Below are 22,308 nucleotides of genomic sequence, written 5' to 3'. Positions count from 1 at the left end.
ATGCAGGACAGCCCTTGTCCCATTGTCGTGCAGGATCTGACCATGGCCTATGGCAGCAATCTGATTCAGCGCGACCTCAACTTCTCGGTGCCGCGTAATGCCATCTTCATCATCATGGGTGGCAGCGGCTGCGGCAAAAGCACGCTGCTGCGCCACCTGACCGGCCTGATGGCGCCGGCCAGGGGACGGGTTCTGCTCGATGGAACCGATTACTGGCAGGCGCCGGAGGATCATCGTACCGCCATGCGCCGCCACATCGGTGTGCTGTTTCAGAGCGGGGCCCTGCTCAGTTCCCTGACCCTGGCCCAGAATGTGGCCTTGCCACTGCGCGAACACAGCGACCTCAATCGGCGTCAGATCGACGAACTGGTCGAGCTGAAACTGGCACTGGTCGGCCTGGCCGGTTACGGCAACTTCTATCCGTCACAGATCAGCGGTGGCATGCGCAAACGCGCCGGACTGGCCCGCGCCATGGCACTGGACCCGCAGATTCTGTTCTTCGACGAACCCTCGGCCGGGCTCGACCCGCTGAGCGCCCGCCGTCTCGACGATCTGATCCTGCAGCTGCGCGAGAGCCTCGGCGCCACCATTGTGGTGGTAACCCACGAACTGGCCAGTATCTTCGCGATTGGCAGTGACAGCATCTTTCTGGATCCGCACAGCAAAACCCTCATCGCCCAGGGACCGCCCGCCTGGCTGCGCGACCACAGCGACCAACCGCTGGTGCGCGCCTTTTTGACCCGCGGCGCAGCCAGCTCGCCGCCGACAGGAGAATTCTGATGGCTTCCGATCGCAAGAATCTGTGGATTGGCAGTTTTGTGCTGGGCGGACTGGTGCTGTTCGTCAGTGCCCTGCTGCTGCTCGGTTCCGGCCGGCTGCTGCGTCAGGAGGTCGGCTTTGTGCTGTTCTTCGACGAGGCGGTCAAAGGCCTCGACGTCGGCGCGCCGGTCATGTTTCAGGGGGTGCGCATCGGCTCGGTGCGCGACATTCAGGTACAGTACGATCCAGGCGATCTGGTGGTGCGCATTCCGGTGGTCATCGACATCAACCCCGCCCGCCTGCGCGACGTCACCGGCAACGGCAAAAGCGCCAGCCTGACCCCGAAGCAGCTCGACACCGCTCTGCTCCAGTTGGTGCAACGCGGCCTGCGTGCCCAGCTGCAGATGCAAAGTGTGGTGACCGGCAAACTGATGGTGGCGCTCGATTTCTTTCCCGACCGGCCACCGCGCTATCTGGGCCATAACGGCGATCTGGCCGAACTGCCGACGGTTCGCACCAATCTCGGCGAACTGGCCGACGTGGCCACCAGCCTGATCGATCAGCTGCGCGCCCTGCCGGTGGAGGATCTGCTGGTCAATCTCAACCGCCTGATCGGCTCCGTCGAGGAGCTGCTCAACGCACCAGCCACCCGCGACAGCCTCAGCCGCTTCGCCCAGGTGCTGGCCCAGCTGCAGCAGTTGCTTGGTCGGGCCGACCAGGAACTGCCGCAGCTCAGCGCCGCCTACCGCGACCTGGCCGGCCGGGCCGGCGCCAGCCTGGCCGCCCTTGACACCACCCTGGCCCAGGGGCGCCAGAGCCTGCAGCAGCTCGACCGCACCCTGGCCAACGGTGAGGGTCTGCTGGCGGCGGAATCGGCCGAGCGTGCCGCCCTGCTGCAAGCCCTTGACGAAATCAGCGCCAGCGCCCATTCGCTGCGCCAGCTCACCGACTATCTGCAACGCCACCCTGAAGCCCTGCTGCAGGGCAAGGCCCTCTCCGGAGACCCCCGATGACGTTTTTCCCTGTCCGCCTGCTGAGTTCTTTGGTAGCGGTCCTGCTGTGCAGCGCCTGCATCGGCGGAACCAGTGACGAAGCCCGCTTTTACCTGCTGTCCTCCGAGCAGCTGGCCGGCACCGGCGCCACGACGAGCGCTGCCATTACGCAACAGGTCGAGCTGGGACCGATTCATCTGGCGCAATACCTCGACCGACCGCAAATCGTCACCCGCACGAGCGATAACCGCATCGCGCTGGCCGAATTCGACCGTTGGGCCGGTCGACTGAGCGATGAAATCAGCCGACTGCTGGTGCAACAGCTCAGCCGGCACCAACCCGGCCTGCTGGTACGGCCCGCCCCCTGGCGACTGGCGGCGGCACCAGATGTCCAGCTGGAGCTCTGGATCAACCAGTTCGAAGGGGTGCCGGGAGGCGCAGCCCGGTTGCAGGCACGTTATCTGCTGCGCCGACCCCGGCGAACCGCCCAGCAGGGTCAGCTGCACTACCAGCGCCAGATAACCGGACCGGACTACCCCCAGTTGGTGGCGACCCAGGCGGAGCTGATCGCGGATCTGGCCGCCGATCTGGCCAGGTTGCTGGGCAAGGAACCCTGAAGCGCCCGGCTTGACGCTGAGCGGGGGCCTGTCTACAATGCCGCTGGTCAGCCGCTGTGCCAGGCAAAGCGCCCCCGAGCGGTACACAGCCGCCCGCAACCCTTAGTCCAAGAAGACGCCATGTGCCCTCTCTCCCAATGCCGCAATGGTGAAACCGTTTACATCCGGGGCTTCGTCGGCGGCAGCCAGATCCGCCAGAAACTGCAGGCCATGGGGCTGATGCCCGGCGAGCAGATCGAAATCCTCTCCTGCGGCAACGGCCCGGTGCTGGTACTGGCCAAGGGTGTCCGCCTGGCCCTCGGCCAGGGACTGGCCGAGCACATTCTGGTGGCCTGCCAGCGCAACTGCCCACGCCAGCAGCCACCCCCGGCCTGAACCTCGGCCTCACCCCGCAGCTATCCGCCAGCCAGGTTCAGAAGAAAAGAATAACCGTTCTTCCCGCGCTGCTTTTCTGCTACACTCGCCTGTCATCAGCGCCCGTCCCGGACAGACCACCTGTGGCGTCCGTGCCAGAAACACCACAACGCCGAAAAGCGTTTCGCATGTGACAGGCGTGCGGTTGTTTCGGAAAAGTCTTTCGGAGAAGTCTTTATGTTTGCTCGCTTCGACCGCTATCTGCCACTGTACTATGCCGGCCTCTGCGTTCTTGCCGGCTTGGCGCTGGCCTGGTTGCTGGCGGTTATCAGCGGCCTGCTGCTTGATCCCGGCATCAGCCCAGCAACCGCCGGCCGACCGGCACCGGCAGCACCGGCAGCACCGGCGGTCGCGCCACCGGCCGACAACGGCCGGATTCTCGAACGCAATCTATTTCACTCACGGCTGGCCCCCCTAACGCGACCTGCTGCCGTTTCTTCAGCGGGCAGCGCCGGCAGCTCCAGGCCAGCCGCAATCGCCGGCGAGGCTCCAGCCAATCTGACCCTGATCGGCACCGTCGCCGGCAGTACCCCCGCCCTGGCGGTCATCGCACGCGATGGTCAGATCGGCATCTACCGCCCGGGTGAAACCCTGCCGGGAGCGGGGCGCATTGAACAGATCGCACCGGCTCAGGTCCTGTTGCGCCAGGGTGATGGCAGCCTGCTGCGTCTGGCCTTCAGCGACGCTCCGGCGGCCAGCCGACCGGCCCGGGCTGCCGTTACCGGCCGTGTTGCGCCCCCTTTGCCACAGAACTACGCCATCGAAGCGGCGGGTGAAAACCGCTGGCGCATCGCGGCGGGTCAGGCCCGGCAGTTGCGCGACAACATCGGCCAGCTGTTGCAGCAGGCCCGGCTGGAGGCGCTGGTTGTCCAGGGCCAGACCACCGGTTTCGTTATCCGCCATATCCAGGCAGGCACCCTGCTCGAACAGATGGGCCTCAAACGGGGCGACGTGTTGCGGCAGGTCAACGGCATCCCCCTCGACAGCCCGGAAAAAGGGCTGCAGATTTTCCAGCAACTGCGCGAGGCCAAAAGTTTGCGACTGGCTCTGGAACGTCAGAGCCAGCCACTGACCTTCGCCTACGACATCGAATAAAGGAGATTCCTAGGTGATGAAGCTGTTGATCCGCCAGTGGGTTCTGATCCTCGCCGCCTGCGGCCTGCTGTTGTCCGATTTCACCATGCCGCCCCGCGCGGCGGCCGAGGAAGCCGCCATCACGCTCGATTTCAAGGACATCGAGCTGACGGAACTGATCCAGACCATCAGCGCCCTGACCGGCAGGAACTTCGTCTACGACGAGAGCATTCGCGGCAAGGCCACCATCATTTCATCCGAACCGATGACCCGCCAGGAGGCCTATCGCCTGTTCCTGACCGTGCTCAACATCAAGGGCTACACCGTCGTCCCCAGTGGCGCGACCAACAAGATCGTCTCGACTCGCGACGCCAAGGAGGTGGGACTGCCCACCCTGCGTGCCGGCGAGGCCAGCGATCAGTTCGTCACCCGCATGCTGACGCTGCGCCATATCAACGCTGCCGATGTGGCCGAATCGATCCTCAGCCCGCTGATGCCCAAAACCAGCAACGTGGTGGTCTACGAGCCTTCCAACAAGCTCATCATCAGCGACAACGCCGCCAACATCGCCCGGCTGGTCAGTATTCTGCGTGAGCTGGATGTGCCCCTGTCGCAGCATCAGCTCAAGGTGGTCAGCCTGCGCTATGCCGATGCCACCGAAACCGCGAAAATCTGCAATGAGATTCTCGCCACCGGGCCAGCGCGCAATCTCAACCGGCGCCGCAGCACCAATGTCACCACCAGCGCCACCACGGCCGAGAGCAAGGTACTGGCCTATGATCGCACCAACCGGCTGATCCTGATGGCCAGCAGCGAGGACATGACCAGTCTGCTGCAGCTGATCGCCGAGGTTGATCAGCAGCCGGTACGCGAACATGCCCGCATCCATGTCTATTATCTGGAAAACGCCGACGCCGAGACCCTCAGCACCACGCTCAACGAAATCCTCAGCGGCGTCAAGGCGGCACCGGCCCCGACCGGCACAACCGATGCCGCCAAGGCCGCCGACAGCCCGATCAAAACCCAGGTCAGCGTCACGGCCGACAAGGCCACCAACGCCCTGGTGGTTAACGCCACGCCGGAAGACTACAGCGTCATCCGTGAAATCATCCGTCAGCTCGACATCCGCCGCAAACAGGTTTATGTCGAGGCGCTGATCATGGAACTGTCGATGGAGGCAACCCAGAAACTCGGGCTGGGCCTGCAGGGCGGTTTCGAGATCGGTGACGAGGGCGTGGTTGGCATCAGCTCCAACATGGAAAAAGCGGTCAGTGCCGACCTGCTGACCAATGCCGTCCAGGGCATCATGGCCGGCGGTTTCAGCAAGCTGATCAGCTACACCGATCCGGCCAGCGGTGAAACCCTCTACCTGCCGGCCTTCGCCGCCCTGTTGCAGCTGTCGAAAACCGATGGCGATGTCAACATTCTGTCGGCCCCCCGGCTGCTGACCACGGACAATGAGGAGGCCGAAATCATTGTCGGCTCCAACGTGCCCATCATCACCCAACGCCTGACCGATACCGGCGGCAGCGACTCGCTGGCCCAGAGTGTCGCCATCGAACGCAAGGACGTCGCCCTGACCCTGCGCTTCAAACCACAGACCACCGAAGGCAACCTGGTCCGGCTGACCATCTATCAGGAGACCACCGACCTGGCCAGCACCAATGTCGGCAATGTGGACCAGGTGGGTCCGACCTTCACCACCCGCAAACTCACCAACACGGTGCTGGCGCGCAACGGCCAGACGGTGGTGCTCGGTGGCCTGATCTCCACCAACCTGCAGGAAAATAAATCGCGCGTCCCCCTACTGGGAGACATCCCGTTGCTGGGACTGCTGTTCCGTTCCAGCAGTCTGGAGGAGAAGAAGACCAACATGGTGGTGTTCATCACACCGACGGTCATCGGTTCTCAGGAGGAACTTGACCGCATCAGTGACAGCAACCGCGCCGCCTTTGATGAACTGCGGCGCGCCAACGAAACCGAGACCAACTGATGCAGGGCAAGCGCATCGGCGAAATCCTGCAAGGCCGTAGTGACCTGTCAGCGGTGGCGCTCGACAAGGCCCTGGCCAGCCAGCAGCTGCATCCGGACCGACGGTTGGGCCAGCTGCTGCGCGAACAGGGTGCCATCAGTGCCGAACAGCTGGCTGCCGCCCTGGCCGAGCAACTCGATCTGCCCCTGCTGGAGAACCTGCCGGCCCAGATCAGCGATACCGCACTCCTCGATCTGATCCCCCTGGCCTATGCCCGCCAGCATCTGCTGCTGCCCCTGCGGCAGCAGGACAGCGTGCTGGAACTGGCCATGGCCGATCCCCTCGATCTTGATGCCATCAACGATCTGGCCCAGCGCAGCGAAGCCCTGGTGAGGGTGCAGGTCGCGGCCGAACCGGCGCTGCTGGAGCTGATCAACCGCAGCTTTGAAAGCCGCTCGACCCAGGCGCAGGATGTCATCAGCGATATAGACGATGGCAGCGATTTCAGTCGCAATCTCGAACCGGCCGACCTGCTCGACAGCGATGACGAGGCTCCGGTAATCCGCTTCGTCAACAGCCTGATCACCCAGGCTTACAAGGAACGCGCCAGCGATATCCACATCGAACCGTTTGAAAACGCGCTGGTGGTACGCTATCGCATCGACGGCCTGCTCTATGAGGTGCTACGGCCACCGGCGCGCGCCACAGCCAGCATCAGCTCGCGCATCAAGATCATGGCCGGTCTCAACATCGCCGAAAAACGCCTGCCGCAGGATGGCCGCTTCCGCGTGCGCATCGCTGGCAAGGATATTGACGTGCGCGTTTCCTCGCTGCCGACCGCCTTCGGTGAACGGCTGGTGCTGCGCCTGCTCGACAAGGGCGGCAGCGTGCTGGCGCTGGAGGATATCGGCATGGAACCGGCCCTGCTGGCCCAGGTGGATCGGCTGATCCGCACGCCGCACGGGGTCTTTCTGGTCACCGGCCCGACCGGCAGCGGCAAGACCACCAGTCTCTACGCCGCCTTAAGCCGCCTGAACGAGCGCGACAAGAACATCATCACCGTCGAGGATCCCATTGAGTACCAGCTGGCCGGCGTCGGCCAGATCCAGGTCAATCCCAAGATCGACCTGACCTTCGCCAACGGTCTGCGCTCGATTCTGCGACAGGATCCCGACATCATCATGGTCGGCGAGATCCGCGACCGCGAGACAGCCGAAATTGCCATCCAATCGGCCCTGACCGGCCACATGGTGTTCTCCACCCTGCACACCAACGATGCCGCCGGGGCGCTGACCCGGCTGGTCGAAATGGGCATCGAGCCCTTCCTGGCCGCCTCCTCCATTGTCGGCATCCTGGCCCAGCGACTGGTCCGCACCATCTGTCCGCACTGCCGCGAGCAGGTGCAGCCGCCAGCGACCCTGCTGCGCGATCTGGGCGTCGATCCGGCCAAGGCGCCACCCTTCTATCGCGGCCGCGGCTGTGACCGCTGCATGCAGATCGGCTACCGTGGCCGCAGCGGCATCTACGAGTTGCTCATCCTCACCGAGGATCTGCGCAGCGCCCTGCTGCAACACAGCGACGCCGCCAGTCTGCGCCAGCTGGCCATCGGCCAGGGCATGGTGCCCCTGCGGCAGGCGGGGCTGGAGAAGGCGCGCCAGGGACTGACCAGCCTGGAAGAGGTGCTGCGCGTGACTCGCGAGGAGAACTAGGCCGTGGCGCTGTTCGATTATTCCGGCTTCGATGACCGGGGCCGCAAGACCCGCGGCACGGTGGAGGCCGGCAGCAAGCGCGCCGCTCAGGAAACCCTGCGCAGCCGGGGAATTTTCGTCGCCGAGCTGAGTGAACAGCAATCCCGCTCGGCGACGCCCGGCCTGCGCCAGCTGCGCCGGCCGGGGCGTTTGCCGGTCGCCGATCTGGCCACCCATACCCGCCTGCTGGCGACCCTGCTGCAGGCCGGCGTGGCTCTTGACGAGGCCCTTCAATCCCTGGCCGACCAGGTGGAAAAACCGGCCCAGGCCCGCCTGTTCCGCCAGTTGCGCGAGCAGGTGCGCCAGGGCAGTGCCTTCCATCAGGCCCTGGCCGCTCAGGAACGCAGTTTTCCTCCGCTGTATCAGCGACTGGTGGAGGTAGGTGAAAGCAGCGGCTCGCTCGATCAGGTTCTGCTGCAACTGGCCGATTTTCTCGAAGAGCAGGCACGACTGAAATCGCGCACCACGGCAGCGTTGGCCTATCCGCTGCTGATGGCGTTGGTGGGCAGTGGCGTCCTGCTGTTTCTGGTCAGCGTGGTCGTGCCAAAGATCACCCGGATGCTGGTTGACCTGGGCCAGAGTCTGCCGCTGGCCACCCGCCTGCTGATCGGCGGCAATGCCCTGCTGGCACGTTACGGCTGGCTGCTGCTGCTGATCGGAGGTGCCCTGGGCCTGCTGCTGCGTCGCTACTACCGCAGTCCCGCCGGCCGGCTGCGCTGCGACCGCGCCCTGCTGCGCCTGCCGGTGATCGGCCCCTTGCAGCGGGCCATCGCCACCGCCCGCTTCAGCCGCACCCTCGGCACCCTGCTGCGCAGCGGTGTGCCCCTGCTCGGCGCGCTGGAGATCAGCAATAGCCTGCTGACCAACCAGCTGCTGCGCCAGACCGTCGTCGCCACCCAGGCTGCCGTACGCGAGGGCATCAGCCTGGCCGCGCCCCTGCACCAGGCCGGCGCCTTCGCGCCGCTGCTGGCGCAGATGACCGCCGTCGGCGAACGCAGCGGCACCCTCGAAGAAATGCTGTTGAAGGTAGCCGACCAGCAGGAACGACAGGTGGAAATCCGTCTCGCTACCCTGCTGGCACTGCTGGAACCACTGATGATTCTGCTGATGGGCTCGGTGGTGGGTTTTATCGTACTGGCAGTGCTGCTGCCGATTTTCCAGGCCAGTCAGGGCCTGGGTTAAAAGGATTGCCAACCTGCAAGGAGAGAACAACTGATGAACCGACAGAACCTGCTGGCGCGCGACCAGCGCGGTTTTACTCTGATTGAAGTCATGGTGGTGGTCGTCATCCTCGGCATCCTCGCCGGGGTGGTGGTGCCCAAACTGCTCGACCGACCGGAACAGGCCCGCCGCACCAAAGCCGAAATGCAGGTCAGAAGCCTCGAAGAGGCGCTGGGGCTCTATAAACTCGACAACGGCCAGTTCCCTTCGACCGAACAGGGCCTGCAGGCGCTGGTAACCAAGCCCCAGAGCGGTCGCATCCCACTGCGCTATCGCGAAGGCGGTTACATCAATAAGGTGCCACAGGATCCCTGGGGCGGCACCTACATCTACCTGTCTCCGGGACTGCACGGCGAATTCGATCTGCTGTCCTACGGCGCCGACGGTGAAGCCGGCGGCGAAGGCAAGGATGCCGATGTCAGAAGCTGGGAGCTTGAATAACACGCGGGCCTTCACCCTGGTCGAACTGGGACTGGTTCTGCTGCTGCTGAGCCTGTTCGGCCTGCTGAGCCTGCCGGCGCTCGACATCTACCGGCAGGATGCGCTGGACCAGAGTGCCCGCCGGCTGACCAGTCTGGCGCGCCACCTGTTCAACGAGGCGGCCCTGACCGGTGCCCGCCACCGGCTGTGGTTCGATCTCGACGGCCAGAACTACCGGGCCGAGCGGCTGCAGGACAGCGGCGAATGGTTACGGCTTGACGGCCGTCTGGGCGGTGGCACCTGGCCCGCCGGTGTCCGTCTGTGCGAATTACGCATTGAAGAGCAGGGCAGCCTGACCCGCGGCACGGCGACGGTGGAATTTCTGCCACAAGGCTATTTGCCGGCCACCACCCTCTATCTGCAGCAGGAGGGTGACCGCCAGCTCAGTCTGCATCTGGAGCCGCTCAGTGCCCAGGGGCTGATTCGGGAAGGACACCATGTGTTCGACTGATCATCGCGGCTTCACCCTGCTGGAAGTGATGATCGCCCTAGCGATTATCGCCATCGCATTGCTGAGCTGCCTGGGGCTGGCCAACCGCTGCATCGCCAGCCATGCCCAGGTACGCCACATCACCACGGCCACCCTGCTGGCCCAGCACAAGATGAGCGAAATCGAGGCGTTGGCAACACAGCGGCAACTGGACCAACAGGACGACAGCGGCACCTGGGAGGCCCCCTTCGACCTCTATCAGTGGCAGGTCAGCTTCAGCACCACGCCTCTGCCCCAGGTGCGGCAGGTTCGGGTTTCGGTGCGCTGGGGCGACCCGGCCCGCAACGAAGAGGTATGGCTTGATTCCTTTGTCCTCGACTGAACGCTGCCGTTCCGGCCAGGCCGGCTTCACCTTGGTGGAAGTGCTGGTGGCTGTAGCCCTGGTCAGTCTGGTGCTGACGGCTCTCTACGGGCTGTTCGGCGGGCTGTCTCAGACCCAGCAGCAATTGCGCGACGAAGCGGCGCTCTATCATCAGGCGCGGGTGCTGTGCGACCGGCTGGCGCGCGAGTTGCGCAGTGTCCTGCCGCCCGGCGGCGATGACGGCAGCCGTTTCAGCGCCGGATTTGACAGCCGCGGCAACCCCTATCTGCAGTTCGCCAGCCTCTCGGCCGTCAGTCCGGGCGCGCCGGCGGGTCAGGCCATCGCTGTGCGCTACGCCCTTGAACGTCTCGACCGCAACGCTCCCGCAACGCTGCGACGTTATGCCCGCGGTCTGCTGGAAACCCGCACCGCTGAGCGCGGCCTGCGCGTGACCAGCGCCATACTGGCACTGCAGTGGCGCTTCCATGACGGTATAGACTGGCGCGACGACTGGGACAGCGACCGCGATGGCGGCCTGCCGCAGCGTATCGAACTGCGCCTGAGCCTGCAACAGGCCGATCAGCCATTGCACCTGCTGACCGCTTTTGATCTGCCGCTGGCCGGAGAACAAGACTGATGCGGGCCGCTCTGCTGGCACCCTTGCACAACCAACGCGGTGTCGCTCTGCTGCTGGTGCTGGTCGTCACCAGCCTGCTGGCACTGCTGATCAGCGAGCTGGCCTTTTCCACCCTGGTGGATCTGCGCCTGGCCCAGACCCAGCGTGACAGCACCCAGGCCTCCTATCTGGCCCGCGGTGGCCTGCAACTCGGCCGCAGCCTGCTCAGCCGTGACACCAACAGCTACGATGGCGCCGATGAGCTCTGGGCTCAGGGTTTGCAGCAGTATCCGGTAGGCGATTTCGGCCTGCTGAGCCTGCAACTGCAGCCTCTCGACGGCCGTATCAATCTCAACCGGCTGATTCACAGCTCCGGCAACACCGACGCGGTGGTCAAGGATCAGCTGCTGCGCCTGTTTGAACTGCTGGGGCTTGATCAGCCGCACCAGCGCGTTGATGCCCTGATCGACTGGCTCGACGCCGACGACATTGCCGAACCAGCCGGGGCGGAAAGCACTGTCTACGCCCGCCGCGATCCGCCGTTGCGCTGCCGCAACGGACCACTGGAGACGGTTGCTGAGCTGGCGCTGGTGGAAGGCTTCAGCGCCGCCGATATCGAACGGCTAAGGCCCCACGTCGACGTAAAGGGCGACAGTCGCCTGCATCTGAACTCGGCCAGCGCCGAGGTCCTCTGCGCCCTGTGTGCCGAGCTTGACCTCGAACGGGCCGAGCAGATCGTCCGCCGGCGTCAGGCACAGCCGTTCCGCCAGCTGGAGGAGTTGAAGCAGCTGCCCCGCTGGGAGGATTTCTACTGGGCGCTCAGTCCCCAGCTCAAGACGCGGGCAGTCTATTACCGGATCGACAGCCAGGCCCAGATCAACCAGGGTTTTTACCGCATTGAGGCCATCGTGCAAAAAGACAACGACCGGCTGCTGCGCTTTCGCGTTTACTGACCGGGCGCGCCACGGGCGGGGCAACCCGCCTCCACAACTGAAGGCAGGCTGCACTTTTGTGGCCAGGGGAAACGACCCGCGCCATCGTTTGCTAAAAACCCGCACAGGGCGCCTGCGCCCTGCGCGCCCGTTGCCATTGCAAAGGAAGTCACCATGAGCAAACGCCGCATCGGCATCGAAATCGGCAGCAGCCAGCTGCGCCTGGCCCAGTTCAGCGGCCAGGGCGACAGTTTGCAGCTCGAACGCCTGTGCCAGCTGGCCCGCGATCCGCAGCGCCCCCTGGCCGAGCAGCTGACCAGTCTGCTGGAGCGACGGCTGGGATTCGCGGACCGGCTGCTGGCGGTGGTGCCCGCGCTGCAGGGCTACGTCCGACGGCTGGAGTTCCCTTTCAGCGATCCGCGCAAGGTGACGGCCGCTGCTCGCATGGAATTGCAAAGCCGCCTGCCCCTTGATATCACCGACCACCAGCTGGCCCTCGGGCCACTGCAGGCCGAAGGAACCGGTTGCAGCACCCTGGTGGCCAGCGTGCCCGTCAATGCCGTTGCCGCAGCCCTCGAACCCTTCGATGCCGCCGGCCTGCCACTCCAGCAACTGGGGCTGACCCCCCTAAGCCAGGCCGCAGTGCTGGCCCGTTGGATCGAAAACGGCCTGATGGTGCTGGCGCACGAACAGCAGCTGCACCTGGCGCTATTGCAGCACAGCCAGGTTGTCACCACCCTCAGCAGTACCCTGCCCCAGAGTTCCACGGAACATCTGGCCCGGCACCTTGAGCAGCAGGCGCGACGACTGTGCCACGCCAATCGCTGCCCTCTTCCGGCCCTTTATCTGTTAGGCGATGGCTGCGAAGCCCAACTATCCGACGCTTTGCGCCGGATTGACTTAAACCCTCAGCCCCTGCCCCTGCCGCCGGCACCGGCGGACGGTCCGCCCCTGAGCACCGCCTTGCTGCCGGTCTGCCTGGCCGCCCTACAGGACGGCGAGGCGGCCTTCAACCTGCGCACGGGTGCCTTCGCGCCACGACACAGCCTGGGACGCCTGAAAAAACACCTGATCGGCGGCGCTCTGTTGCTGACCTTCAGCCTGCTGGCCGCAGGCAGCGCGGCTCTGCTGGAGTTGCGCCATAAGCAGCAGCTGGCGCAAACCTATCAGCAACAACTGACCGCCCTGTTCCGCCAGACCCTGCCGCCGGGCACGGCAATGGTCGATGCCGACTTGCAGATGCGCAACGCCACCGAACAGTTGCGCCAGATCAGCCAGCAGGTCGGGCTTGATACCAGCAACTCGGCCTTGGCCCTGCTGCGCGAGCTTTCCCGTCTGGCGCCGGACGACAGCAGCCTGCGCCTGACCCGCTTTACCTATGAAGAAAAAGACATCGCCATCGACGGCAGCGCCAACTCCTTCGACCGGGTCGACCGGCTGGCTGCCGAGTTGCGCAAAAGCCCACTGCTGGCGGCCGTCCGTATCGCCGACGCCAAGATGGCGCTGGATGGTCAGCAGGTGCATTTTCGCCTGCAGCTGACCCCCACTGCCGGGAAAGGATCCTGATCGCCATGGCTTCCTGGACTCTGCCCTCCTTCAGCAGCCTGACCGCGCGCGAGCGCCTGCTGCTGCTTCTGACCGGTCTGACCCTGCTGATCCTGCTGGTCTATCTTGTGTTGCTGGCACCCTATCAGCACTACCGCCACCAGCTCGACCAGCGTATTGCCAGCCGGGCACACCAGCTGCAGCAACTTGACGGACTGCGGCAGGAATACCTCCAGCTGCAGCAGCAACTGCAACGCCTGCAGCAGCCGCCGGCCGAATTTTCCCTGTTTTCCTTTGTCGAAGGCCAGATCAGTCAGATCGCCGGGCGGGAAAATCTCACCGCCATGCGCCCGCTAACCCCGGTTCAGCTTGATGGTCTGATTCAGGAGGCCGTCGAGGTGAAGCTTGAGCGCGTACGCCTCGACCAGATCGTTCAGCTACTGGTACAGATCGAACAGGCACCGGCACCCCTGCGCGTCACTGCCCTGAACCTGCAAAGCCGTTTTGACGCGGCCGATCTGCTCGACAGCCGGCTGCTGATCGCCGCCTACCGTCAGGAATAGCATGACCGCGCCCACCAACCGTCGCCGTAACCGCCTGCTGCCGCTTCTGGGTCTGGCTGGCTTGACCCTGCTGAGCTGTCTGGCCGGCTTCTGGCTGCTGTTTCCGACCCAGGCTCTGGAACGGCGCCTCAACCTCGAAATCAACCGCGCTCTCAAGCCGCTGGTCCCGCCCGGCTTTCCCCTCGAGGTTCGGCTGGAGGGTGTCGGCCGACCCGGCCTGCTGCGCCTGAACGCCCGCCATCTGCAAGTGCATCTGCCCGCCAACCAACTGCAGCTCGACCGGCTGCAGCTGCGGCTGCCCCTGACGGCGCTGCTGACCGGCAAGCCACGGCTGCTGCTGCGCGGCCAGCTGTTCGGTGGCCCGCTGCAACTGCAAGCCCGACCCGATGGCAACATCAGTCTGCAAGCCAGCGCCATGCAGGCGGTTGTGCAGCTGCCGGCGCTGCCGCAGCTTCGCCTGGAAGCTCAGCTCGACAATCTGCACCTGCAGGGGCAATTGCAGGGCCAACTGCTGCGCACCCGCCAGCTCAACCTGAACCTGACCCAGCTGCGCTTAAGCGGCCTTGAACCCCTGGGCGGACCGGCGGTCCCCCTGGAACTGGGCCGCTGGCAGCTCAATGGCCAGGGCAGCGACAGCGACACCCTGCAGCTGCAGCTGGACAATCCGGCAGGGCCCCTGCGTCTGAACGGCAACGCCCGCATCCAGCTGACCGACAATCCCCAGCGCAGCCGCCTCGCTGGCGAACTGCAGTTCGGCCCCTTGAGCGACGAGCTGGCCTTTGCCCGACCACTGCTCAGCCTGCTGGGTCAGCCTGCCAGCGATGGTCGCTACCGGTTGCGTTTGGGCGGCACCCTGGCACGACCTCAGCTGCGCTGATCCGCGACGGTTTTCCGGCGTGACGGTTGACAAGTGCAGCGCCACTGATTAGCTTCGCGGAATACATGACGCCGTCTTGGCGTCGCAGCCCCCACAGCGCCCGGCGCCGCCCCAGACCGCTGGCCCGGCCCAACCCGAACAGGATTGCTGATGACGCAGCACAACGAAGAGGATCCGCAGCAGGAGCAGCCGCCTGAGCAGACCGACAGCACCCCTGAAGAAGCCGATGTGACCCCTGCCAGCGAAGAGACCGCCGAAGGTCTGGTTCTGGCCAGCGACATCCTGCCCGACAGGATTCCCATCATACCGCTGCGGCCACGACCGGCCTTTCCCGCCATCCTGATTCCACTCAACATCACTGGCGCGGAAAAGGTCTCAATCGTCCGTAAGGCCGCCGAAAGTGCCTCTCAGGCCATCGGCATGGTCCTGGTACGCCAACTCGACGGTCGAGACGAACCGGACAATCTGCACCCGGTGGGCGTTGTCGGCAAAATCGTCAAGGTGCTCAAGGCGGAGGAGGACAGCGCCCAGGTGCTGGTCAACTGCCTCGAACGCTTTGTCATCCGGGAAATCTTCGACACCCCCGGCGGTCTGTTCGCTCGCGTCAGTTACCAGTTTGAGCAAGACACCAAGCGCCGCGAAGAGCTCAAGGCCTATTCCCTCGCCATTCTTTCCACCCTTAAGGAACTGGTGCAGATCAACCCGCTCTATTCCGAGGAAATCAAGATGTTCCTCGGCCGTTCCAGCATGGACGATCCGGGCCGGCTGGCCGATTTTGCTGCCAACCTGACCAGTGCCGATGGCCAGGAACTGCAGCAGATTCTGGCAACCTTCGATGTCCGCGAACGCATCGAACAGGTGCTGGTGCTGCTGAAGAAGGAACTGGAGGTCTCGCGCCTGCAGAGCAAGATTTCCAAGCAGATCGAAAAACGCATTTCGACCCATCAGCGCGAATTCTTCCTGCGCGAACAGCTTAAGGCCATCAAGAAGGAACTGGGGCTGGAAAAGGAAGGTAAAACCAGTGAAATCGAAAAGTTTCGCGAGCGGCTGGCAGGGCTCAAACTCAACGACGAGGCCCGCAAGGCCATCGACGAGGAGATCGAAAAGCTTCAGCTGATCGAGCCGAGCTCACCGGAATACAATGTCAGCCGCAACTATCTCGACTGGCTGACCATTTTGCCGTGGGGCAAACACACCCGCGATTCCTACGATATCGCCAAGGCCAAGAAGGCGCTCGACCGCGATCATTTCGGGCTGGAGGACGTCAAACAACGCATCCTTGAATTCATCGCCGTCGGCAAGATGAAAGGAGACATCAGCGGTTCGATCCTGTGTCTGGTAGGCCCGCCAGGGGTCGGCAAAACCTCCATCGGCAAAAGTGTTGCCGCCGCCATCGGCCGCAACTTCTACCGCTTTTCCCTCGGCGGCATGCGCGACGAGGCCGAGATCAAGGGCCACCGACGCACCTATATCGGTGCCATGCCGGGGAAATTCATTCAAGCCATGAAGATCGCCGGCAGCGCCAACCCGGTGCTGATGCTGGATGAAATCGACAAAATCGGCGCCTCGTTCCACGGCGATCCGGCCTCGGCCCTACTGGAGGTGCTTGATCCGGAACAGAACAACAGCTTCCGGGACCATTATCTGGACGTGCCCTTCGATCTGTCCAACGTGCTGTTCATCGCCACCGCCAACCAGCTCGACACCATTCCGGCGCCGCTGCTCGACCGCATGGAGATCATTCGCCTGTCAGGCTACATTCTGGCCGAAAAGGTTGAGATTGCGCGGCGCTACCTGATTCCCAAGGCGCTGGAGAACCACGGCCTGACACGTCAGCAGGTCAGCATCCGCAAGGAGGCTCTCGAAGCCATCGTCGAGAACTACGCCCGCGAGGCCGGTGTGCGCGGCCTGGAAAACCGCATTAAGAAGATCATGCGCAAGGCTGCCATGGCCTTTGCCGAAGGGGCGCAGGAGCGCCTCACCATTGGCCGCAAGGAACTGGAGAGCTATCTGGGCAAGCCGGTGTTCAGTCAGGACGAGGTCTTCAAGAATGTCCCCGGCGTGGTCACCGGCCTGGCCTGGACCAGCATGGGTGGCGCCACCCTGCAGATTGAGGCCACGGCGGTCGCAAGCCAGTCCAAGGGCTTCAAGCAGACCGGCCAACTCGGCAAGGTGATGGTGGAAAGCTCGGAGATCGCCTACTCGTACGTCATGGGCCATCTGCAACAATTTGGCCTACCACAGGACTTCTTCGACCGCCACTTCATCCATCTGCATGTGCCGGCCGGCGCCACCCCCAAGGATGGCCCCTCGGCCGGAGTCACCATGACCACAGCACTGCTGTCAATGATCAGTGGCCGACCGGTGCGCAAAAAGCTCGGTATGACCGGCGAACTGACCCTTACCGGCCAGGTACTGCCCATCGGCGGAGTGAAGGAGAAAACCATCGCCGCCCGCCGCAGCGGCCTGAAGGTGCTGATCTTCCCGGAGAGTAACCGCAAGGATTTCGAGGAACTGCCCGACCATCTGCGCGAAGGGCTTGAGGTACACTTCGCCCGAAACTATCAGGATGTCTATGCCGTGGCCTTCGGCCAACCGGCCGCAACCGCCAAGGAGTGATACATGTCATTGGAACAGCTGCAACAACAGATCCTGGAATTGCCCACGGCCGACAAACAGGCCTTTATCCTCAACTGTCTGCCGCCTCTGGCCAAGGAAGCGCTGCAGGACTCCTCCTTCATGATGCAGTTGCTGCCGGTCTTTCTCGGCATCGTCAAGGACAGCGGCCTTGATCTGCAGCAGCTGCTGCAGTTTGCCGCCCTGCATTCTGCCACGAGCGCCGGGCCACGCTGACAGCTGGGGCGGCGGGCACATAAAAAAACCCCCTGGGCAAGGAGGAATCCCAGGGGGAACAGGGGGTTTACTGGTGAATCCGCATCCCGCAAGATGCGTTGTGCTTTATTGATAACCTAAGCAGTGATAATTGTCAAGCCAGCCCGCTTGTTTTTTTCCGTCAAACAGGATCAGGCCGCGTACAGCGCCCGGCGCACTGCCGCCGTCAGCTCAAAGCTGCGGCCGTCGCCACCCTGTTGCTGCCACAGGTGCGCCAGCCCCCTGAAAGCGCTTTCCATTAGTTCCTTCTGAAACAGGTTCATCAGCACCGGCACCTGCTCGCCCAGGGCCGACAGGCGCAGGGCATCGCGACAGCTCCGGGGGCAGGTGGAGGTGACCGCCCGGCACAGCAGCGGCCGCACCGGGTAGATCGTACAATGCCCCTCGGTATCGAGAAAGACACAGTGGCAGCCACAGGCCGCCCGTTCCTCCTCGTCCAGACCTTCAATGGCAATACACAGCCGGTTCATGCGGCGGCGCAGTTCAGCCAGTTCGGTGGCGGACCGGGTCTGCCGCAGATAGGCGGCGATATGCAGCGCTTCGGGTTCGAGTACGGCAACATGCACCTGGCAGCAGGTACCACAACCGGCACTGCAGGCGATGGCGGCAGCCTCCTGCGGTTTCAGGCCCAGACGCAGATCGGTCTCCACCTGTTGCAGAAAATCCGCCATCACCTGGCTGTGAACCCGCCTGTCGCGGGCCTGACGCAAAGGCGCCGCCCAGCGTTGTTCGAGTTGCTTCTGCCAACGGGCCAGATCGGAGGACAAAACAGCTGTCATTGACACCTCCCGTTCGGTTTACGGTTGCAGGGCTTCCTTTTTTAAGAAACACTGTTTTGCAAAACCTCAAGACTGTCAACCCTTCTAACAAATTAAACCATTTCACCGATTTTAACCGTCCTGGTGCACCAGGACACAACCGTGACAGGAGACGGATCATGAAACGATGGATGCAAAGCCTGCTGGCGGCCCTGCTGGTGCTGCCGCTGCTGGGCGGCTGCGGCTACAACGAGATTCAACGGCAGGAGGAAGGGGTTTTCAAGGCCTGGGCCGATATCGAGGCCACCTACCAGCGCCGTGCCGACCTGATTCCCAATCTGGTGGAAACGGTGAAGGCCTACGCCGCCCACGAACGCGAAACCCTCGAACAGGTGACGGCGGCACGCGCTTCCGTCGGACGCGTCCAACTCAACGCCGCGAATCTGAGTGATCCACAGCAGGTGGAGCAGTTCCTTGCCGCCCAGCAACAGATGTCCGGCGCCCTGTCACGCCTGCTGCTGGTGGCCGAACGCTACCCCGACCTCAAGGCCAGCCAGAACTTCCGCGATCTGCAACATCAGCTGGAAGGCACGGAAAACCGTATCAACGTGGCACGGCAGCGCTACAACGAGGCGGTTCAACAATTCAACAGCGCCATCCGCACCTTTCCCGGCAACCTGACCAACAAATTTCTGCTGAAACTTGAGCGTAAAGAGCCCTTCAAGGCTGAAACCGGCGCCGCCAGTGCGCCACAGGTGAAATTCTGATGGCTCTGCGGCGTCTGGCAGCCACACTGATGCTGCTGGTGCTGCTGCCACTGACGGCGCAGGCGACCCTGCCCGAACGGCTGCAGCACTATGTGACCGACCAGGCCGATCTGTTACCGCCCCAGACAGAGCTGCAACTGGAACACTTTCTGGAGGATTTCGAGCGCAGCGACAGCACCCAGGTAGCGGTAGTGACCGTACCCTCGCTGGCCGGCCGCAATCTGGAGCAGTACAGTATCGAGCTGGCGCAGAACAGCGGACTGGGCCAGAGGGGTCGTGACAACGGTGTGCTGTTGCTGATCGCCCGGCAGGAACGCCAGGTGCGTATCGAGGTGGGTAAGGGACTGGAAGGCCGGCTGACCGATCTGCTGGCCGGCCGCATTATCGACCAGGAAATCGTGCCACAATTCCGCCAGGGCGCCTATGCCGACGGCGTTCTTGCCGGCGTGACGGCCATTTGCGCAGCGGTGCGCGGGGAATACCAGGGCAGCAGTCGCAAGGCCAAAAAGGAGCGCGATCCTTTGAGCCTGCTGCTGGTCCTGCTGTTTCTGGCCCCGGCACTGCTGCCACGCGGCAGCCGGCGTTCGGGCGGGTTCTGGATCGGCGGAGGCGGTTTTGGTGGCAGCTCGGGTGGCGGCGGATTCAGCGGCGGCGGTGGCAGTTTCGGCGGCGGTGGCGCCTCGGGCAACTGGTAGGAGGAGGGGAACGGATGGAACGAAGCAAAAGTCTACGGGCCCAACAATTTTTCACCGCGGCGCAACAGCAACGCATCCGCGAGACCGTCGCCAGGGTCGAACAGGACAGCCGGGGCGAAATCGTTCCCCTGGTCATTGACCGGGCCGGTGATTACCGCAGCACCAGCCTGACGGCTGCCGGTCTGCTGGCCTGGGCCGGGCTGGTCCTGCTGCTGTGGTGGCAGCCGGACTGGCCGGCGGCGCAACTGGCCTGGCGCCTGCCGCTGGTTTACGCTGTGCTGTTCGGCCTGGGATTCGCCGCGCTGGAGCTCCTGCCCGGTCTCAAGCGCCGCCTGATTCGGCCCGCTGTGCTGGACGAACGTGTGCGCGAACGCGCTCTGGCGCTGTTCATGCATTACAACCTGCACACTACCCGTGATCACACCGGCGTGCTGATCCTGATCAGCCTGTTTGAACGCCGGGTGCGGATTCTGGCCGACAGCGGCATCAACGCCCGGGTGGCAGCGGAATACTGGCAGCAGCGGGTCGATGACATCATCATCGGTCTGCATCGGCAAGAGGCCTGCGAGGCCCTGTGCCAGGCCATCGACCAGTGCCATCGGCTGCTGGCCGAGCATTTCCCCCATAACGGCGGCGCCAACCCCAACGAACTACCGGACCTGATTCTGCACTAACCAGCGCGCCAGCGGGTCAGACAATAAAAGGCAAGCGGCGAACAATCTGCACCTGGCACGGCAGCTCATCGCCGGTGACGGCCGTCTGCCACACCTGCACCTCGACGCCAGCCTGCAGCGCCGCCTCGAACTGGCGGGCATAGGCCGGATCAATATCCGCCGCCGGTGCGAACAGACGGGCCTCCGGTCGCTGCACCAGAAACAGCAGCACGGCGCGCTGGCCCTGCTGCCGGGCCGCCATCAGCTCCAGCAGATGCCGCCGGCCCCGCTCGCTGACCGCATCGGGAAAGCCGGCACAGACCGGGGTGCTCATCAGGGTGACGTTCTTGACCTCCAGCCAGACCGGCCCACCCGTACCCTGCAGCAGAAAATCCAGCCGACTGGCGCCCAGCCGCTGCTCCGGCAGCACCCTGAAACCGGCCAGATCCGCCAGCCAGCCCGCCCGCAGGGCCTCCTCCACCACCCGGTTGCTGCGCTGGGTATTGATATCGACCCAGGCGCCCGCCACCTGCACCAGCTCCAGGGTGGCGGCGTATTTACGCCGCGGGTTGTCGACCAACGAATAGGCCACCGCGCTGCCCGGTTCAGCGCATTGGCGCATACTGCCGGTATTCGGCACATGCGCAGTCAGCTGACGACCATCGGCCAGCTGCAGATCGGCCAGAAAACGCTGATAACGTCGCAACAGCCTGGCCGGATACAGCGGTGGCAAATTCATGACACAATTTCCGCCAACTCGCGCTCGGACAGCCCCAGCAAAAACAGAATCGAATCGAGCCCCGGCTGGCTGATATGGGTATCGGCCTGTTCGCGCACCCGCGCCTTGGCGTTGAAGGCGATACCCAGACCGGCACGGCCGAGCATCGGCAGATCGTTGGCGCCATCGCCGATGGCAATGACCTGATCGAGCGACAGGCCCTCGCTGGCAGCAATCTGCTCCAGCAGCCGGGCCTTGGCCTCGCCGTCGATAACGGGCCCGAGGGTGCGGCCGGTCAGCTGCCCATCTATCATCTCCAGCTCGTTGGCATAGGCATAATCCAGCCCCAGTTCCTGCTGCAGCCGCTGGGTGAAAAAGCCGAAACCGCCCGAGATCACCGCCGTACGAAAACCCAGCCGTTTGAGAATTCGCACCAGTTCGCGTGCGCCGGGGGTGAAGGGAATGTTGCGGTAGACCTCCTCCAGCGCCGCCACGCTCAGGCCCTTGAGATGGGCAACGCGCTGCTGCAGCGACTGACGAAAATCCAGCTCGCCATTCATGGCCTGTTCGGTAATCCGCGCCACCGCCGCGCCGGCGCCAGCCAGGCGGGCCAGTTCATCAATCACCTCGATCTGGATCAGCGTTGAATCCATATCCATTACCACCAGGCGCTTGGCACGACGATAAAGACTTTCACGCTGAACAGCGACATCCAGCTGCAGGCCGCTGCCCACTTGTAGCAGCTCGCGCTTGAGCTGGCGCAGATTGAGATGATCACCGGCGCTGACCAGCAGCTCGACGCAGCGCAGGCCGCCCTGGGTCAGACGCGAGATGCGTTCGATATTGGCCTGATTCTGCACCAGCACCTGTGCCACCGCCGCCAGTCCGGCGGCACTGATCTCGGCCGCCAGCAGCGTCACCACATAAAGCGGCCCCCGGCTGCTCGGCGTCTGAACCGCATCGACCACGGTAAAATCCAGATGCAGGCCCAGTTCCTTGGCACTGAACAACAGATCCTTGACCAGCGGTTTGTGACTGGCGCTTTCCGCCGAAAGATCCAGCAACAGTGTCAGCACCATCTGGCGTTGGGTCACGGTCATCTCGATATCGCGAATCTGCGCGCCCCGGGTAGCAGCAATCTGCTCGCTCATGGTGGCCAGCACCCCCGGCCGGTCCGGCCCGGTCATGGTAATCAGAATCAATCCGCCCGTCATCAATACCCCT

At 64.0% G+C, this 22,308-nt stretch carries 24 protein-coding genes; 21 read left to right on the top strand and 3 right to left on the bottom strand.

Annotated elements, in window-relative coordinates; translation table 11 throughout:
- The 18 genes from BLR80_RS02085 (at position 1) to BLR80_RS02000 (ending at position 17,454) form a co-directional block, all read left to right on the top strand.
- Complete coding sequence (locus BLR80_RS02085) at positions 1 to 780, top strand: ABC transporter ATP-binding protein (RefSeq protein ID WP_216095157.1); 780 nt, start codon at positions 1 to 3, stop codon at positions 778 to 780.
- On the top strand, positions 780 to 1,772 hold the full coding sequence (locus tag BLR80_RS02080; protein WP_092075756.1) for an MlaD family protein: 993 nt from the start codon (positions 780 to 782) through the stop codon (positions 1,770 to 1,772). The genes BLR80_RS02085 and BLR80_RS02080 overlap by 1 nt, the downstream gene beginning before the upstream one ends.
- The gene (locus BLR80_RS02075) at positions 1,769 to 2,368 is read left to right on the top strand and encodes a PqiC family protein (protein ID WP_092075754.1); all 600 of its coding nucleotides are present in this window, start codon (positions 1,769 to 1,771) and stop codon (positions 2,366 to 2,368) included. Before BLR80_RS02080 ends, BLR80_RS02075 begins: the two co-directional genes overlap by 4 nt.
- Positions 2,369 to 2,488: 120 nt before the next feature.
- Complete coding sequence (locus BLR80_RS02070) at positions 2,489 to 2,743, top strand: FeoA family protein (RefSeq protein WP_092075752.1); 255 nt, start codon at positions 2,489 to 2,491, stop codon at positions 2,741 to 2,743.
- A gap of 216 nt (positions 2,744 to 2,959) precedes the next feature.
- Complete coding sequence (locus BLR80_RS02065) at positions 2,960 to 3,877, top strand: type II secretion system protein N (RefSeq protein WP_092075750.1); 918 nt, start codon at positions 2,960 to 2,962, stop codon at positions 3,875 to 3,877.
- Between the two features lie 16 nt (positions 3,878 to 3,893).
- Positions 3,894 to 5,849, top strand: coding sequence for a type II secretion system secretin GspD (gene gspD / locus BLR80_RS02060; protein ID WP_092075748.1), 1,956 nt, complete (start codon positions 3,894 to 3,896; stop codon positions 5,847 to 5,849).
- Positions 5,849 to 7,537, top strand: a complete 1,689-nt coding sequence (gene gspE / locus BLR80_RS02055) for a type II secretion system ATPase GspE (RefSeq protein ID WP_092075746.1) — start codon at positions 5,849 to 5,851, stop codon at positions 7,535 to 7,537. The genes gspD and gspE overlap by 1 nt, the downstream gene beginning before the upstream one ends.
- Positions 7,538 to 7,540: 3 nt before the next feature.
- A complete protein-coding gene (gene gspF / locus BLR80_RS02050) occupies positions 7,541 to 8,758 on the top strand; it encodes a type II secretion system inner membrane protein GspF (RefSeq protein ID WP_092075744.1) in 1,218 nt (405 codons plus the stop codon).
- 33 nt (positions 8,759 to 8,791) lie between these two features.
- Positions 8,792 to 9,238 carry a type II secretion system major pseudopilin GspG gene (gene gspG, locus BLR80_RS02045; RefSeq protein WP_092075742.1) on the top strand — a complete coding sequence of 149 codons (447 nt, stop codon included), beginning with the start codon at positions 8,792 to 8,794 and terminating at the stop codon, positions 9,236 to 9,238.
- Entirely contained in the window at positions 9,231 to 9,728 is a 498-nt protein-coding gene (locus tag BLR80_RS02040; protein WP_092075740.1) for a hypothetical protein, read from the top strand. Before gspG ends, BLR80_RS02040 begins: the two co-directional genes overlap by 8 nt.
- Positions 9,715 to 10,089, top strand: coding sequence for a type IV pilus modification PilV family protein (locus BLR80_RS02035; RefSeq protein WP_092075738.1), 375 nt, complete (start codon positions 9,715 to 9,717; stop codon positions 10,087 to 10,089). The genes BLR80_RS02040 and BLR80_RS02035 overlap by 14 nt, the downstream gene beginning before the upstream one ends.
- Complete coding sequence (locus BLR80_RS02030; RefSeq protein ID WP_171906275.1) at positions 10,067 to 10,705, top strand: prepilin-type N-terminal cleavage/methylation domain-containing protein; 639 nt, start codon at positions 10,067 to 10,069, stop codon at positions 10,703 to 10,705. Before BLR80_RS02035 ends, BLR80_RS02030 begins: the two co-directional genes overlap by 23 nt.
- Entirely contained in the window at positions 10,705 to 11,637 is a 933-nt protein-coding gene (gspK, locus tag BLR80_RS02025; protein ID WP_092075734.1) for a type II secretion system minor pseudopilin GspK, read from the top strand. The genes BLR80_RS02030 and gspK overlap by 1 nt, the downstream gene beginning before the upstream one ends.
- A 153-nt stretch (positions 11,638 to 11,790) precedes the next feature.
- Positions 11,791 to 13,182, top strand: coding sequence for a type II secretion system protein GspL (gene gspL, locus BLR80_RS02020; RefSeq protein WP_092075732.1), 1,392 nt, complete (start codon positions 11,791 to 11,793; stop codon positions 13,180 to 13,182).
- Positions 13,183 to 13,187: 5 nt separating this feature from the next.
- Positions 13,188 to 13,724: a type II secretion system protein GspM gene (gene gspM / locus BLR80_RS02015; protein WP_092075730.1), complete on the top strand. Its 537-nt coding sequence runs from the start codon at positions 13,188 to 13,190 to the stop codon at positions 13,722 to 13,724.
- Between the two features lies 1 nt (position 13,725).
- On the top strand, positions 13,726 to 14,601 hold the full coding sequence (gene gspN, locus BLR80_RS02010; RefSeq protein WP_092075728.1) for a type II secretion system protein GspN: 876 nt from the start codon (positions 13,726 to 13,728) through the stop codon (positions 14,599 to 14,601).
- Between the two features lie 150 nt (positions 14,602 to 14,751).
- The gene (lon, locus tag BLR80_RS02005; protein WP_092075726.1) at positions 14,752 to 17,220 is read left to right on the top strand and encodes an endopeptidase La; all 2,469 of its coding nucleotides are present in this window, start codon (positions 14,752 to 14,754) and stop codon (positions 17,218 to 17,220) included.
- A gap of 3 nt (positions 17,221 to 17,223) precedes the next feature.
- Positions 17,224 to 17,454 carry a hypothetical protein gene (locus BLR80_RS02000; RefSeq protein ID WP_092075724.1) on the top strand — a complete coding sequence of 77 codons (231 nt, stop codon included), beginning with the start codon at positions 17,224 to 17,226 and terminating at the stop codon, positions 17,452 to 17,454.
- A 170-nt stretch (positions 17,455 to 17,624) separates the two neighbouring features.
- Here BLR80_RS02000 and BLR80_RS01995 read toward each other — a convergent pair whose 3' ends face one another.
- The gene (locus BLR80_RS01995; RefSeq protein ID WP_092075722.1) at positions 17,625 to 18,272 is read right to left on the bottom strand and encodes a YkgJ family cysteine cluster protein; all 648 of its coding nucleotides are present in this window, start codon (positions 18,270 to 18,272) and stop codon (positions 17,625 to 17,627) included.
- 158 nt (positions 18,273 to 18,430) lie between these two features.
- On the opposite strand from BLR80_RS01995, the gene BLR80_RS01990 reads away from it, so the two are divergent.
- Genes BLR80_RS01990 through BLR80_RS01980 form a run of 3 tightly spaced genes read left to right on the top strand, consistent with a single transcriptional unit; the run spans position 18,431 to position 20,387 of the window.
- Positions 18,431 to 19,018 (top strand): LemA family protein, encoded by a 588-nt coding sequence (locus tag BLR80_RS01990; protein ID WP_092075720.1) that lies wholly within the window; start codon positions 18,431 to 18,433, stop codon positions 19,016 to 19,018.
- Complete coding sequence (locus BLR80_RS01985) at positions 19,018 to 19,713, top strand: TPM domain-containing protein (RefSeq protein ID WP_092075718.1); 696 nt, start codon at positions 19,018 to 19,020, stop codon at positions 19,711 to 19,713. The genes BLR80_RS01990 and BLR80_RS01985 overlap by 1 nt, the downstream gene beginning before the upstream one ends.
- 14 nt (positions 19,714 to 19,727) lie before the next feature.
- A complete protein-coding gene (locus BLR80_RS01980; RefSeq protein WP_092075716.1) occupies positions 19,728 to 20,387 on the top strand; it encodes a TPM domain-containing protein in 660 nt (219 codons plus the stop codon).
- Between the two features lie 16 nt (positions 20,388 to 20,403).
- Here the strand turns inward: BLR80_RS01980 and sfsA are convergent, their stop codons facing one another.
- Together sfsA and serB are read right to left on the bottom strand one after the other, a co-directional pair.
- Positions 20,404 to 21,105 (bottom strand): DNA/RNA nuclease SfsA, encoded by a 702-nt coding sequence (gene sfsA, locus BLR80_RS01975; protein ID WP_092075714.1) that lies wholly within the window; start codon positions 21,103 to 21,105, stop codon positions 20,404 to 20,406.
- A complete protein-coding gene (gene serB, locus BLR80_RS01970; protein WP_092075712.1) occupies positions 21,102 to 22,298 on the bottom strand; it encodes a phosphoserine phosphatase SerB in 1,197 nt (398 codons plus the stop codon). The genes sfsA and serB overlap by 4 nt, the downstream gene beginning before the upstream one ends.
- Positions 22,299 to 22,308: the final 10 nt, after the last annotated feature.

It is taken from the genome of Desulfuromonas thiophila (assembly GCF_900101955.1).
GTDB classification, from domain to species: Bacteria; Desulfobacterota; Desulfuromonadia; order Desulfuromonadales; family Desulfuromonadaceae; genus Pseudodesulfuromonas; species Pseudodesulfuromonas thiophila.
Note: the sequence above shows the minus strand (reverse complement) of the source record. Positions and strands in the feature narration are given on the sequence as shown.